We start from the raw sequence: 15,528 nt of genomic DNA, 5'->3' as shown, positions 1-15,528 counted from the left end.
TCACCTCTTAGAACCCCACAATTAGCGTTGTAGTTAAAGTGCAAACGCTATATCTAGTGTATTCAATACTATACCAGTTCAATCGCCCACGGTGAGAGAAAATCACAAAATCCTTTGCAAGCTAGCTCAGGGCCCAACAATCTCCACGTGTTGCCAACACACAACCTAGGCTCACACTCAGACACCGGAGCACCAGCCGTCGTCGCCACTAGAGTATGGGTCTGGGTCCGCCAACTGCTTTGGCAGCGTGTCGACCTTAGTATTGACTGTCGTTGCAAACCGCAACGCTATGAGGTAAGGAGTTCGAACACACCATGCGCGTGACTCGACCGCTCGCGATCGACGCTCGCGATCCACTTGATCCCATCGACCGGGCAACCCTGGACACGTTCCTGTCCACAGTTGATGCAGAAGACGTCCGTGTGGTGGTAGTGATACCGGCCTACAATGAGGCCGACGCCATCGCTTCTGTTCTCACAGCCATGCCAGATAAACTCGACGGGGTCAAGCCCACGGTTTTAGTGATCTCAGATGGATCGACAGACCAGACCAGAGCAGTGGCCACGGCAAACGGCGCCCTCTGCTGCGAGACACCAATTAACCGCGGTCAAGGGGCCGCGCTTCGTCTTGGCTATCTCGCAGCCATTCGGCTGGGCGCCTCCTATATCGGCGTTATTGACGCCGATGGCCAGTGGTCGCCTGACGGACTAGTGACTGGCCTTGCATATCTAACCTCAGGCGACGCCGACTTTGTCCAGGGATCGAGGGTGCTTGGTTCAACCGTAGTTGGTGACCCGGTTCGCGACCTTGGCGTGAAGGTATTTGCAACCTTGATATCGCGCCTTACTAGAGTTTCAGTTACAGATACCTCGTCAGGACTCCGACTCTTTACTACATCATTAGCGGGCAAGCTTCGCCTCGATCAGCCTCAATATCAATCTTCAGAGCTCCTAATAGCCGCGGCCTTTGCAGGTGCGCGTATCCAAGAGTTCCCAGATCATATGACCAAGAGGATCGCAGGGCAATCAAAGAAAGCAACCAACATCCTCTATGGCTGGTACTACACCCGAGCAGCACTTCGAACATATCTCCGCGAACGCTGGATCGCTCCCTCGTGAACGCCGAGGCGAGCCGAGGAAACCACCTCACCTATCGCAACTGGCTCATCGTAGCTCTACTTCCTGTACTCACGCTAATCCTGCCGGCCCTCCTCGGCCACCCTCCAGTCATAGGTGACAATGCCACTCAGAACATCTCGCTGCGGTGGCTAGTCGCCCAGGACTACCGTGCTGGGCATCTACCAACTTGGGATCCCTTCAATTGGGATGGTACTCCACTGTTGGCTGGGTTCAATGCCGGTGCCCTCTACCCACTCATGGTGTTGTTCATTCTCCTGCCAGCCAATGTCGCTATGACTCTGACTCTGGCCTTGTGTTGGCTCCTCGCTGAGGTCGCAGTTGCGAAAATAGCAGAGACTATCGGGATTAGCCGATGGTTTGCGGTAGCTGCAGGAGTCGTATTCGTCGGTACCGGAGCCTTTACCGCTCAAGTTGTTCATATCGACATGATCGAGGGTGATCTCGCCTCTCTGTTTGCCCTCCTCTTCCTTCTTCGCCTCATAGACGCCTCCTCTAGTCACGCCCGGATCGCAAACGCAGTAGGGCTAGCCATATCCTTTGCCTGTGCCATCTTTGCAGGTGCACCAGAAGCAATGCTCGCTAGCCTGGTCGCTCTTGGCGTCTTGTTCGTGGTAAGAATCGGTTATCGAAGCCTTGGCCTTGGCGCCCTCTTAGCCACCGTGGTAGCCGCTGTCGTCGCACTCGGGCTCTCGACACCTCAGTGGTTGACCGGACTCGCCTACACCGCTCTGTCAAACCGTGCACATCTGCCAGCTAACTACGCAGGTATCGGTCCATTTGGTTATCGTTTCCTGCCGCTCATCCTCTTCCCATTCGCCTACGGCGGCTACAGCGGAGGTTATCTTCCCAACTACTTCGGCAACTACAACCCAACAGAGATCACGATCGCAATCACGGCTGTTGGTCTGGCGTTTGCCATCGTTGCTATCGCCACCCGACACCTAACCACCATCAAGCCGTGGGCAAAGACCTTCCTTGTCACGCTGATGATCGTCGCCGCCCTACTTGCATTGGGCTCAAACACCCCGGTAGCAACGCTTATCTACCATCTCCCACTATTCAACCTACAGCGACTGGCTGCACGCTATATCATCGATATCGACCTTGCCGGCGTGTTGCTAGCGGCGGCTGGTGCAGAGTATTTTTGGGACAATGGACGTATACGACCACTCAACAATCTGGTAACCTGCCTACTCGCTCTTTTGGGTCTAGTCACGCTAATCGTCGGATTAACCATAGAGATTGCACCGCAGTTCGCATTTCGACTGGTCTCGACCAACAGCGTCCCTTCCGGAAGAGGATTATTGGAGGTTCGACTGTATGTAATCATCGAAATCCTGGTTACCATCGGTGTAATTGCCGTTCTCCTTTGGCCCAAACTGGCTCCTCGCATCTCATCCTCCGGTGATCGATCACTCAAGGTCCATACGGTCCGCAAACTGTTATTAGCCGCACTCGCCTTCCAGATGTTTGGCATGGCGATCCAGTTTGTTGTATTACCCTCATTTTTCGAACCCGAGGGGAACGCAACCGCACCGGCGGCAAGTCAGCTCATTAGTGGATCCGAGCGCTACGGACTCTATGATCCACGGCTCTATCTATATAGTCGCGCGATCGATGCGAACGAACAGCTAGACCGTAACGTCTTCACCCATACCAACTCGATACAAGGATATGCGTCCCTCTCGTTGGCGACCTATAACAATCTAACCCAGACCAAAATCCAATCAACCCTGGATCCCTCTCTGATCTCCCTCTACCACAAACGGCTCAATCTCGACTTACTCATCACCTCGCGCCGATACTTGCGCGTACCGGTTGCCCATCTATCACCAACCGCATTAGCGCACCATACACATCGCCCCATCTTGCAGCCTCGAGGGGCGAGTGCATTCTTTGTAGGCGACATAAGCGGAGCCAAATCGATCCTTATCCGCCCAGGGGCTGGGGTCTCCTCAATACAGGTCACCGTCAAGACTCTCGCTGGATCGCCCTTTGTAGTTTCCAACGCCAACGTAAACACCAACGGTTGGGTGCCGATTAATCTCCCGAAGTCAGTGACCGCAAATGTGCTTACTTCTGTAACAGTGCGTACACACTCTCGGTTGGCTCATGCACGGCGTTTCGATATAGTTGTGAACGCTGGCACCCAGAAGCTCGATGTCACTGGTCCACTCGTCAACCATTTAAATCCGCTACAGTGGCGTTCCTTCCAGGGAAAATACAGCTCCATCGACTTTGCGAGTCTGCATCCAACCTCTGGCTTCCTGCGCTCCAACCCAACGGTAACAATACTGTCTCAGCATCAAGCCACCAACGGCACCCTTACCGCGAAGTTAGACGTCCAACGCCCCTCGACAGTCACCACAACGCTTGCCTATGCTCCCGGCTGGCGAGCCAGCGCCAATACCGGTCAACAGCTTCGCATCATCAACCACGATGGCCTAATCGCCCTACGAGTGCCGGCGGGGATCAGCTCCTTGACCATGGCTTACTCTGCACCTCGCCTGCGCATATCGCTTATCCTGGGTGCGCTATCAGCGCTCACTCTCGTCGGCCTTGGCGGCTACACTTGGGTAGACCGAAAGCGCACGATATAACTCAATTAATAGTTATGATTGCGAGAGCCTATGCCATATAAACAGATCTCCTCTCACTCATCCGCAACTCAACTAACAGCAATCCACGCAGAGTCCCAGTTCAGATAGACCTTTCTCCTTTTTTTATTAGCGCCACACTAATCTATACCCAAAAATATTGGCCCCACAGCCGCTTATAGTTGTAATAGGCTAACAGCATGCTGTTAGTGCATGGCTGTTAAAAGGGGACCAGTTGTTGACCGAACCGAAGAAGCTAACGGAGACCTGGGTTAAGGTACTCGACCAAACCAAGTGCATCGGTTGTCATGCTTGCACCACCGCATGTAAATCGGAAAATCAAGTTCCTCTCGGTGTCACTCGAACCTACGTCAAGGCGGTCGAAGTCGGGGTGTTCCCGGAGGTTCGTCGCAACTTTCAGGTCACTCGTTGCAACCAATGCGCCAATCCGCCCTGCGTAACCGCCTGTCCTACAGGAGCTATGTATCAGCGCGACGACGGTATTGTTGACTTCGACAAGTCCATCTGCATCGGCTGCAAGGCGTGCATGGCGGCTTGTCCATACGACGCCATCTTCATCAACCCCGAAGACCACTCAGCAGAGAAGTGCAACTTCTGTGCACATCGACTCGAGGTGGGTCTGGAGCCGGCCTGTGTGGTCGTCTGTCCAACCGAGGCCATTCTCATTGGTCGCCTCGAAGACGCCACGGCACCCACGACAAAAATAATTCACCGCGAGAGCGTAGCGGTTCGCTCACCTGAGAAGGGGACGCGGCCAAAACTCTATTATAAAGGAGCCCACCAGGCGACCCTAGATCCTATCGCCGCCCGACGGCCGAGCGGAGACACCTTCATGTGGTCTGAGATTCAGCGCGGAGCTGATGTGGCGGTTTCAGGTCACCCGGCCGGATTCCACGACTCCAACTTATCGGCGGAGGCAAAGCTTGGCTACGATGTTGCGCATTCTGCCCCGTGGGGTTCGAAGGTAAGCCTCTATACCTGGACAAAAGGCATTGCCGCCGGTGCATATCTTGTCCCGATTTTACTCGCCGTCCTCGGGCGCCTTCCATGGGGATCGCCGGTAGTGCGCCTCATTGGCCCAATTACCTCGCTAGTTTTTCTGGCCGTCACCGGTTTTCTGCTCATAATAGATTTGAAGCACCCAGAGCGATTTCATCTGATCCTGCTCAAAGGTCGGCTACAAAGCTGGCTGGTACGCGGCGCCTGGGGGTTGATGCTGTTCGGCGCCGTCGTCACCCTTGACCTAATTGCGGGGATTACCCACTTCAGAGTGCTCGAGGAGGTGTTGGCTATCCCTGGAATCCCACTCGCCTGTCTTGCTGCTCTTTACACCGCCTTTCTCTTCGCGCAAGCGAAGGCACGCGATCTCTGGCAGAGCCCTCTCCTGCCTCCACATTTGGTCGTTCAAGCGCTACTCCTAGGCGCTGTAGTCACCCTCTTTGGTGTCGCAGCAGCCAACCCTCTCCACGTTGCCTATGTCGATCGTATCCTGAGCATACTTGCGCTGATCAACCTACTGATGGTCGTCGGCGAGGCCACCATAACCCATCCCACCGCCAAAGCTCATCTGGCCTCTTATGAGATGACTCGCGGTCGTTTCCGATGGATCTTTCTCGCAGGCATCATTTTGAACCTGATTGCTATCGCCACACCGTTTGTGGGCATCGACCTTGGCGTAGCGGCGTTGCTATGCATTCTGCCTCTCGAGCACGCCTTTGTACAAGCTGGACAGGCGGTTCCACTCGCCTAATGGAGCGTAAAATCAATCTATCAATCGACCAAACACGCTAAGGAGCAACCAATGAGCGAACTAGCCAAGTTAAGCGACCGGCTCCGGGCAAAGCGCGAAGCTGTCGACGCCGCCGGAGAGACCTTCTACCAGGGCCCATCAAAAACTGACCTGGCGAGCTTTCCCCCTAAAGAACGTTGGGACGACTGGATAGAGCTGGATTCGCGTGAATGGCCACGGCGGGTTGAGCGTCACTCGATGCTGATACCGACGACCTGCTTTAACTGTGAATCTGCCTGTGGCCTACTCGCCTACGTCGATCCAAACACGCTCCAAGTCCGCAAGTTCGAGGGCAACCCAGAACACCCTGGATCACGTGGGCGTAACTGCGCCAAGGGGCCGGCCACGATTAACCAGGTCACTGACCCTGACCGCATCCTCTATCCGCTCAAGCGAGTTGGGCCAAGAGGACAAGGACGTTTCGAAAGAGTCACGTGGGACGAGGCGTTACGCGACATCGCCAATCGTATTAGAACTGCTATCATCGAAGAACGCCAGAACGAGATCATGATACACCTTGGTCGTCCTGGTGAAGATGGCTATACAGAACGCGTACTGGCGGCCTGGGGCGTCGATGGGCACAACTCGCACACCAACGTGTGCTCTTCGGGTGGACGAGCTGGCTATCACTACTGGAGTGGCATCGATCGCCCGAGCGCAGACTTTGCCAATGCCAAGGTGATCTATCTAATCAGCTCCCACCTTGAGACTGGACATTACTTTAATCCACACGCCCAACGGATCACCGAGGCGCGCCAGCGGGGAGCAAAGCTCATCGTCGTTGACACCCGCCTATCCAATACCGCAACGCACGCAGATCTTTGGATATCGCCATGGCCAGGAACGGAGGCGGCCATGAACCTTGCCTTCGCTAACTACATCATCCAAAATGATCGCTACGACCGTGACTTCGTCCGCTCCTGGTGGAACTGGCAAGAGTATCTCTCCGCCAAGGCTCCGACAGAGCCACAGACCTTTGAGAACTTTGAGGCCCATCTCAAAACGATCTACGCAGACTACACCCTCGAGTATGCGGCCGCGGAGACGCGAGTCTCGATTGACACACTACGGGAGGCTGCGGAGACAATAGCTACCGCCGGGACGGCGCTCGCTAGTCACAATTGGCGCTCAGCCGCTGCTGGCAACCTTGGTGGTTGGCAAGTATCGCGCACGATATTCCTACTCAACGCTCTTCTTGGTGCCGTGGCGACCACTGGTGGGACGAACCTGAATGCCTGGAACAAGTACATTCCGCGCCCGATTCACACGCCAAACCATCCCAATGTCTGGAATGAGCTCTCATGGCCACTGGAGTTTCCACTTGCCATGAACGAGCTTTCGTATCTCTTACCCCACCTCGTCGAACGCACCGGACGGCGCCTAGAGGTCTACATGACTAGGGTCTACAACCCAGTCTGGACCAACCCTGACGGCTTCTCATGGATCGAGATGCTCCTTGACGAGCGCAAAGTTGGTTGCTACGTGGCGCTAACACCGACCTGGAACGAGACTGCATTTTTTGCCGACTATATCCTCCCGATGGGACATGCCTCCGAACGACACGATAGCTTCTCCTATGAGCAGTATGACGGCCAATGGCTAGGGTTCCGTCAGCCCGTACTTAAGGTTGCACGTGAACGTCTCGGCGGACGAGTCTATGATACTCGCGAGGTCAACCCCGGAGAGGTGTGGGAGGAGAATGAGTTCTACATCGACCTCTCATGGCGCATAGACCCCGACGGCTCACTTGGAATACGCCAACATTTCGAATCTCGAGTGCATCCGGGGTCAAAACTCACTGTCGAAGAATACTACCGCTGGATGTTTGAAAACTCGGTACCTGGTCTGCCGGAAGCGGCGGCGACTGAAGGTCTGACCCCGCTCGAATTTATGCAACGCTACGGGGCATTCGAAATTCGGAACGGGGTAGGACAAGTCTTTGCGGAAGAGGTTCCGGCGGCGGAGCTAAGCGATCTGGCTATTACTGAATTCGGGCGAGTCTACTCTAGAGCACCCAAACCTGCGACATCGAATATCGTTCCCTCAGGAGATCCCTCACCTGACGACGACGGACGTCGGCCGGTTGGAGTTGCCGTTAACGGAGTCGTTCGCCGAGGCTTTCCTACCCCATCGGGCAAGCTCGAGTTCTACTCCACCACCTTGGCCGACTGGGGCTGGGAGGAGTACGCTACACCCACCTACATCAAGAGCCATGTCCATCCAGAACATCTCGCAGAGGATCAATTCCCACTTATCTCTACGTTTCGGTTGCCGGTGCAGATCCATACTCGCTCGGCAAACTCGAAGTGGCTAGATGAGATTGCCCACACTAACCCAGTATGGATCAATCCAATCGACGCCTCTCGCCTAACCCTTGGCGATGGCGACCTCGTCCGAGTGAACACCGACCTCGGGTACTTTGTCGCTAAAGCTTGGGTAACCGAGGGTATACGACCTGGTGTCGTCGCGTGTTCGCATCACATGGGGCGCTGGCGCATTGGTGATCTAGGCTCATCGGCGATGATGCGGTCGGTGAAACTCGAGAAGCACGGAACTCGGTGGGGACTCCAACCACAAGGAGGAGCAGAGCCGTATGAATCAAGTGATCCCGACACCGCTCGTATTTGGTGGACCGACATCGGTGTACACCAAAATTTAACCTTTGGTGTACACCCAGATCCGATATCTGGCATGCATTGTTGGCACCAGGTGGTCACAATTACTAAGGCTGAGCCAGGCGATAGCCACGGCGAAGTACATGTCGACACCTCGCGGTCAAGAGTTGTTTTTGATCGCTGGATGCAACTCACTCGCCCTGCACAAGACGTATCGCCCGACGGAACACGTCGGCCACGATGGTTATTGAGACCGCTGAAACCATCAGCACGCGCCTTCAAACTCCCCTCCTCCGTCTGAGACCGTGCTGTGCAACAAGAGAGTAACGCAGAACTCCTCGATGCATTGGCTGAGGTCATCGAGAATCCAGATCCACATCCAGCCATCCAGGAGGTATTAGGACTCGAGTGGACAAGGGACGGTTTTACAGAGCTATTTGACTTTGATCTGCCGCCATTTGCGAGTTACTACCTAACCATCGGCCCGATCCTTGGTGGCGAACCTGTTGGTTATCTACGAGGTATGCTTTCGGTCTACCTACGTCCGGAGTTACAGCCCTCACAGCCTGACTCACTCGCACTGCTGCTGCGATTACTGGCCCTACTGCTGCGTCAAAGGAGCGAAGATCGCGCTCATGTCATCTTCTACGAGGCACTAAGTCCGTGGCTCTACAACTACGCGCGTGCTGTCTCATCCTATGCACCCCATGGTCTGACAAGAATCGGTTCGCTCCTCGATGAGGTCTACCAGGACTGGAGTGCAACGATGCCATCGGCTCTATCGCTTCCCTACCTGTTGCGCAGCGCCCCGGAGCAGCTCATAATCAAAGATAGAGAGTCTGTACTTGACTCCCTACTCTCTCCAGTCGCCTCTGGGTTGATACTCCCTAGGTCCGAACTCATCAGGATTACACACCGTCATGGACTTGGAATGCGACCAGGTGGTCGGCGATTTAGTTTCGAATCGTTACTTGACACCTCCCCCAACGAGACACTGGGGGCGATACTCGGGACGATAGCCACTCAATTAGCCTGGTACCGCGACGTCGACTCACCGATAGCCCGCTGGTGGCATGGACGGCTCGCAGCCACACAATCTTCGGTCACCGAGTTGCTAAGTAGTTCTGAGTGGGCAGACCTTCTGCGCTGAACTCCAAGAGTATCGAAGCCCACTAAGAAGGAACCGTTTCACTTAGCAGTGGAGGGGGTTCTACCAGATGGAAGCAACTGCAGCTATCGTAGATGAGTTAGCGCGCGGCTCCGTTGGCAAGAAAGTCGGTCCAAGCCTGCCGGAGACCGTTTGCCAGATCGACATCGGCCTTGAGCCCGACACCACGAGCGCGGTCGAGCGAGATCCGAACACCAGGCATCTCGCCTGCCTTCGCGGGCACGCTACCTGGGCGCAACTCCTTGCCCACTACCTCACTCACAAGCCTGACCAGTTCGTTCACCGAGACACTCTCACCAGAACCGAATGATACTGGCCCAGCAAACTGGCCCTCTGCAAGGGTCAAAAAGGCGGCAACCACGTCTTGAACATTGACAAAATCCCTAAACTGCTGGCCATCACCGTAGACGGTAAAATCTCCCATCCCCTGGGCGTAACGGAAGATTCGGGGTACGATACTATCTTTCCGCCACATGTTTGGCCCGTATACGTTGGTCAAACGAACCGCCGCTACGCGCACGCCGTAACACTCGGTGTAGGCCGATCCCAACATTTCATCAGCCGCCTTGCTGGCCCCGTAAGGGGTAAGAGGTGCCAATGGAGACAGCTCGGTGATCATCTCGGCCTGACTAGCGCCAACCACCGCATTTGTGGAGGCGAGAACTACCCTGCCGATCCCATTGAGTCGACAGAACTCGAGCGCGTTATGAAAACCCACGAGGTTGGAGTTAAAAACGTCAACTGGATCCTTGATCGACTCGAGCACCGACGTGCGTGCGGCCAGATGCACGAGTGTATCTGCAGCATCAGGAATCTCACGAGCTAGCCTCTCCCAAGTTGATGGATCCTCGATAGCTCCTTGCACAAAACAATCGACGCCACCGATACGCGGCTGGTTCCTGTCCACTACGGTGACACTGGCACCCTCTGATTTCAATCTCTTAACGAGATGGGTCCCAATAAAACCGGATCCCCCTGTCACTATTGCATGACGAACCGCACTACCCTGCTCCAAAGTACCATCTTCCAATTTCCGCACCTAACCAATCCTGATAGCTACCTAACCAATCGAGGTAGCCGTCTCGACAACTGCGTGCAAGCGAGTCCATCACCAACGATCAGATCAATAGCCCTTGCCCTAGTAGAGCAGCTCTGGTTATCTACCCGCTGAATAGGTGAACGTTCTAATCACGTACCTAAATCACGTATCTGCTTAACAGTATCTGAGAGTCTAGTGGCACTAGCCAGCACTCATGAGCAACACGCCTGGGACACCTAACCGAATGGTAACATTTGAGCAGGTAATCAATACCATGTGCTGCGGCATTAAGTTGGAGGGCCGTCGCCAAGGCTGCTATACTGAACCCAAGTGGAACCGATTGAGTTAGTTGTTCAAAGACTTGCAACGCTGATTATCAGTGAAGAGCAATACCAGAGGATTCGAGCGCTCTGGTCGCGTTTTTGGCGCTATGCCACCGGCTCTCTCATAACAGCCATCTTCTCACAGTTGGTGCTCTTTCTGGTCTTTTCCGTGTTTCGGCTTGAGAATGCACGCGATTCAGCTATTACTGCCACCCTTGTCGGAGCAGTTCCCTCGTATTTCATAAATCGCTACTGGGCATGGGGTAAAACAAGTCCGTCATCATTCAGGCGCGAGGTGGTTCCCTACGTCGTGATGGCACTGATAAGCCTGGTCTTCTCGACCTGGTTTGTTGATTTCTCGCATTCTCATGCAGGCTTTTTGGGTTCGTCGCGGCTAGCCGTCGATATCGTTGTGCAGGGATCCTATCTGCTTTCGTTTGTTATTCTGTGGTTTGGTAAGTTCGCCTTCATGCACAAGTGGCTGTTCCGTAGTGCTCCTGCAACCGATTCGGTTCACTAGGTAGACGAGTTCTAGTAATCGCACGCCGGTGCTGAGAGGATCCGAGATCACGTCCGCGAATCAAGGAGAGCCCTCATTCTAGATTCCCGGACGCCCACCAGCCCTTCGACATCATCTGGTAGCCGCGGACACATTCTAGAGGAGTAATTATTCACTTGGAATTAGGAGCTCGCTAGCTCTCGAATACGGCTTCCTAGGCGCTCCCAATCGTCAAAACCTCTGCGCAAAAGGCGCTGTGACCCGTTTGGTTGAATAACCGCGTCAGCGCACCCTATCGGCCATTGCGATTCCGATAGAATGCCGTGGTATTGCAGGGCTGCTAATGGATCCACTAGCCGCACTGGATTACCACTCAACACAGCTAGATCCCTCGCGATTGCAGAGATCTCTCTCGTCCAGCCGCTGACGACGTATTCAGTTGATCGACCTCTTTTGAAGATGGCAGCAGCGCAATCGAAGATGGCAGCAGCAAGTACTACCTCTACCGTAGTGCTCGCCGATACCCCCACCACCACGCGCTCCTCCCCCCACACCGCACTGAGGCAACCATCGAGAGCAACCATCGACGCACCCCGAATCGCCGCACAGTCATGACCCAAGATTGCCAGTATCGGCTGTATATTCGCCGTTCCAGTCCATACACTCCGCGCCGAGCTAGACGACTCCATCACACTTGTCTCTTTCATCGCAATAGATCTCTCACCTACCACCACAGGCACATTATCAGGGTAACGAAGTCCAAGTGGGTCTAGGAGGTCTACGGCGTAGATCGCTAGGTCATCTGGCCGGAGGCAAAGCACGCCAGGCCCGATCGGCTCTACGTCGCAATCTCCGAGTCCAAGAGTCGACCTTACATCCTCCCCAACGCCCGCAGCCCTATCCAAAGGATGACCGACTACAGACACCAGCAACGATCGCGGGTTGGCTGCTCGTAGCCGCTCCCAGTCGTCTGGAGTATTTGGCCGCAACTGGCTCGAAGCACCTCCGGTTGAGCTAAAGACATAGACGTTAACAAAATCGACGAAGAAGACACGATCGATGGATTCCACAGAGTTCACCGCTATGACCCTAGCTCGCAGCCGCCAATTCAACCTCAAGACTTCCTATGACGTTGCAGACACCGTGGAAATGCTAGTGCTGGCGGCGGGGCTGTCAGGGGTAGTCATCCTCCTGGCTTGTAGCCGTGAGTAGGTCAAGACTTTGGCGCAGGACCGCTCAAGGAGCAAAGAAGGTCGCCATTAGAAAGAACGCCAGACTCCACTTCACTGTGACCTTTGGCTGAGAACCTCCACAGATTGGCAACAATCGACCGATCTGTCCCAACTGGAACAGGTCGATGATACTTCAAATAGCACATCCGAAGGTCAGCAGTCGCCACCTTGCAAGCTAGGTATTTGCCGACCCCGGTGCCAGCAGGCGCAACCAGACGATCTGCGAACTATATGCAATCGGCCCCTTGGGCAGAGTTGTACTCTGATCTACACGAGGTTCAGACCATCTAGACGAGATCGGTAGTTTTAAGCTAACTAGAGACGCGCCAGGCCATTAGCTAGATCATCGTTGATGACTACTACATTGAATCCACGCTGGGTCAACAACGAACCTGCAGCAGAGGCTCGGAATCCAGCCGCACAATGGACAACCACAGGGATGGAAGGATCGAGTTCGTCGATCCGATTCGCAACCTCATAAATTGGAATCTGTATCGCTCCAGGAAGCCGGTTTTGCCGGTGCTCAGAAGGGTTACGTACATCGAGCAACTGATGTGGTGTAGTACGTAGGTGGTCAAAGTACTCAGCAAAATCTATCGCCGTGATCGAACCCTCTCCGAGCACCAAACTCAGCTCCGCCGCCTCAACCTGACCGACTATCTCCTCGATACCGATAAACCCTAAAGACCTAACCGCAGCAACCGGATCAGATGAGCTATCGGTAACTAGTATGAATGCCGAATCACTCGGGAACATCCAGCCTAGGTAAGTCGAGAACGAACTCCCATACTCCATTAGATACGAACCCCGAGGGTGACTCGCGTAGTGCTCATGACGTGAACGAATGTCGATAGCTATGGCACCGGCACCGCAGAGTTCGGCGGCCTCAGGACCGCTCAGTCGTCGAGGCGCCATGGGTCTAAGTGCAGACGCACCTGCACGGTTGGCCGGTCCCATATGTCGATAGTAGGCAGGATATGGATCGTAACTAGCCATCAGCATCGCTACGAACTCGTCCTCGTCTGGGTACTTGAACACAATGTTGACACGACGCTCTCCACCAACGGTGCCGTCAGAGACCTCCTGCACCGATACCGCAGAACAAAATGATCCAAAACCATGGGTCGGCATCAGCTCCGTCTCGCTCGGCAACGAATCGGCTATCCGATGTGCAGATCGATACTGAGCTCGTGATAGCGGCTCGGTCATCTCTTCAGAGATCAGATCGGTACGACCTACGCTGCCATATAGCATCGACCCCCCACTCATAACCACTCCAGTCGGGTCACTCACCGAAGTTACCCGAAACGAAATGTGGTTCGGTGTATGGCCAGGGGTATGGAGGACTTCGACGTTCAGGGGGCCAAATTCAAAGACATCGCCGTCCCGTACCGCCACACGCTCAAAAGCCACCTGATCGTCCGCGTGGACAAGGTATGGTACGCCGAGCTCACTGGAGAGTGCCAATCCTCCGCTCACATAGTCATTGTGAATATGCGTGTCGCCCACTGCAGCGACAATCAGTCCATGCTCGGCGCAGATCTGGATGATTCGATCGATATCACGCTGCGGGTCCACGACAAACGCAACGGTCCCTTCAGCAACAACATAAGACCTATCGCCAAGCTCCGGTGTGGCCACGACAACAATATCCATGCAAACCTCTTCCTCTTCGACACAACCGTATAGATACCCTAGCCGGTATCCGAAAGTCTAGCAGCGACCGACTTTGCGATTGTCAACCGCGGAGAATGCTCGACGCCAAGGTGACTCAACTGGTGAGTTGGCTGAAGTGTCGCAGATCTGGGGTGTGGGACCCTTGATCGGACAGGCTGGCGGCTAGACTTGCAAGGCTATGTCTGAGGCCAACCACACCACACGCTCCACAACACGGGAGATTCTGCGAGATCCGGTAATTCAACGGCTCACGATCGCTCGTAGCTTCGTGTCGCTCGCCAACGGCATGCTCCCTGTCGCACTTAGTTTCACCATCCTCGAACTCCTTCACTCAGCAACAGACCTCGGCTTGATCCTCGGCGCTGAGACACTTACTATGGTGCTGGCGATCCTATTTGCTGGCGTCCTTGCTGATCGAGTTCCACGTAAGTGGCTCCTAGTGGCCTCCGATGGCCTCTTTGGAGTTAGCATGCTCGCCTCTGGTATCCTCGCAGTGTTCGCTATCAAGCAGCTCCTCTATTACGCTCTCGCAGCTGTACTCATTGGATTTGCCGACGCGCTATTCGTCCCGGCCTTTGAGGGATGGGCACAACAGGTGATCCCACCCGACAAACGACAGCAAGCAAGCGCTGTGCGTAGTGTCTATCGGAATCTCGGGAGTATCGCAGGCCCTTTCCTTGCAGCACTCTTGGTCGCAACCATCTCAGCTCCCTGGGCACTCGCCGTCGCCGGCCTCTTCCCACTGGTAGGAGGCGTGATCTTCATGAAAATGCCCTCAGGCTCTAACGCCAAAGTGCTGACAACATCACTGTTAAGTGAGCTACGCAGCGGTTGGGGAGCCTTTCGGTCGCGAACCTGGATATGGACAATAGATTTACAGTTCGCCATTTGGCACGTAGTGATCTGGGCGCCACTCATGGTTCTTGGACCAGTCTTGGCGGAACACTACTATCATGGCGCGACAAGCTGGGCATTAATCTGGGCTGGAGTGGGCATAGGAGGGGTGGCTGGCGGAGTCATTGCCTTTAAGTACCACCCAAGATTCCCAGTGAGAACGGGGACTATAGCGATGGTCGCGTTGATGCCGGTGATGGTTCTGCTGGCGTTCCATGCCAACATCTGGCTGACCAGCACAGCTGCTATCTTAGGTGGTGCTGGTCTCGAATTCTTTGGTGCCCTCTGGTCATATAGCTTTCAGACGCACGTACCCTCTAACGTCATATCCAAGGTTGCTAGCTTTGATTTCCTGGCCTCGGTGGGGTTCCTCCCCATCGGCCTAGCGTTGGCGGTGCCGCTGTCTCGTCTTGTCTCCGTCGAAGGTGTCTTTCTTATCGGCGCAGGATACCTGCTAATCTCCGCCTTCATAGTCCTTTTGGTACCCTCGGTTCGCCAATTGCCGAGGACACCTCCAACCGATACTAGCGAATAG

General features: G+C 54.8%; 10 protein-coding genes. 7 read left to right on the top strand and 3 right to left on the bottom strand.

The features are described 5' to 3' along the window. Positions 1-314 precede the first annotated feature (314 nt). The 5 genes from FEAC_RS01510 (at position 315) to FEAC_RS01490 (ending at position 9,311) form a co-directional block, all read left to right on the top strand. On the top strand, positions 315-1,118 hold the full coding sequence (locus FEAC_RS01510) for a glycosyltransferase family 2 protein (RefSeq protein WP_035388363.1): 804 nt from the start codon (positions 315-317) through the stop codon (positions 1,116-1,118). Continuing rightward, positions 1,115-3,739: a glycosyltransferase family protein gene (locus FEAC_RS01505; protein ID WP_035388362.1), complete on the top strand. Its 2,625-nt coding sequence runs from the start codon at positions 1,115-1,117 to the stop codon at positions 3,737-3,739. Before FEAC_RS01510 ends, FEAC_RS01505 begins: the two co-directional genes overlap by 4 nt. Positions 3,740-3,974: 235 nt before the next feature. After that, positions 3,975-5,507: a 4Fe-4S dicluster domain-containing protein gene (locus FEAC_RS01500; RefSeq protein WP_081900951.1), complete on the top strand. Its 1,533-nt coding sequence runs from the start codon at positions 3,975-3,977 to the stop codon at positions 5,505-5,507. A gap of 51 nt (positions 5,508-5,558) precedes the next feature. Next, positions 5,559-8,462: a molybdopterin-dependent oxidoreductase gene (locus tag FEAC_RS01495; RefSeq protein ID WP_035388361.1), complete on the top strand. Its 2,904-nt coding sequence runs from the start codon at positions 5,559-5,561 to the stop codon at positions 8,460-8,462. A gap of 9 nt (positions 8,463-8,471) precedes the next feature. After that, positions 8,472-9,311 carry a molecular chaperone TorD family protein gene (locus FEAC_RS01490; protein ID WP_035388359.1) on the top strand — a complete coding sequence of 280 codons (840 nt, stop codon included), beginning with the start codon at positions 8,472-8,474 and terminating at the stop codon, positions 9,309-9,311. A gap of 97 nt (positions 9,312-9,408) precedes the next feature. Here the strand turns inward: FEAC_RS01490 and FEAC_RS01485 are convergent, their stop codons facing one another. Continuing rightward, positions 9,409-10,368, bottom strand: coding sequence for an NAD-dependent epimerase/dehydratase family protein (locus FEAC_RS01485; RefSeq protein ID WP_081900941.1), 960 nt, complete (start codon positions 10,366-10,368; stop codon positions 9,409-9,411). A 330-nt stretch (positions 10,369-10,698) separates the two neighbouring features. Here FEAC_RS01485 and FEAC_RS01480 point away from each other — a divergent pair, with 330 nt between their 5' ends. After that, positions 10,699-11,211 carry a GtrA family protein gene (locus FEAC_RS01480; protein WP_035388357.1) on the top strand — a complete coding sequence of 171 codons (513 nt, stop codon included), beginning with the start codon at positions 10,699-10,701 and terminating at the stop codon, positions 11,209-11,211. A 161-nt stretch (positions 11,212-11,372) separates the two neighbouring features. Here the strand turns inward: FEAC_RS01480 and FEAC_RS01475 are convergent, their stop codons facing one another. Further along, on the bottom strand, positions 11,373-12,269 hold the full coding sequence (locus tag FEAC_RS01475; RefSeq protein ID WP_035388355.1) for a hypothetical protein: 897 nt from the start codon (positions 12,267-12,269) through the stop codon (positions 11,373-11,375). 468 nt (positions 12,270-12,737) lie between these two features. Next, on the bottom strand, positions 12,738-14,078 hold the full coding sequence (locus FEAC_RS01470) for an MBL fold metallo-hydrolase (RefSeq protein WP_035388353.1): 1,341 nt from the start codon (positions 14,076-14,078) through the stop codon (positions 12,738-12,740). A 199-nt stretch (positions 14,079-14,277) separates the two neighbouring features. Here FEAC_RS01470 and FEAC_RS01465 point away from each other — a divergent pair, with 199 nt between their 5' ends. Beyond that, entirely contained in the window at positions 14,278-15,528 is a 1,251-nt protein-coding gene (locus FEAC_RS01465) for an MFS transporter (protein WP_035388351.1), read from the top strand.

This window comes from Ferrimicrobium acidiphilum DSM 19497 (genome assembly GCF_000949255.1).
GTDB classification, from domain to species: domain Bacteria; phylum Actinomycetota; class Acidimicrobiia; order Acidimicrobiales; family Acidimicrobiaceae; genus Ferrimicrobium; species Ferrimicrobium acidiphilum.
Note: the sequence above shows the minus strand (reverse complement) of the source record. Positions and strands in the feature narration are given on the sequence as shown.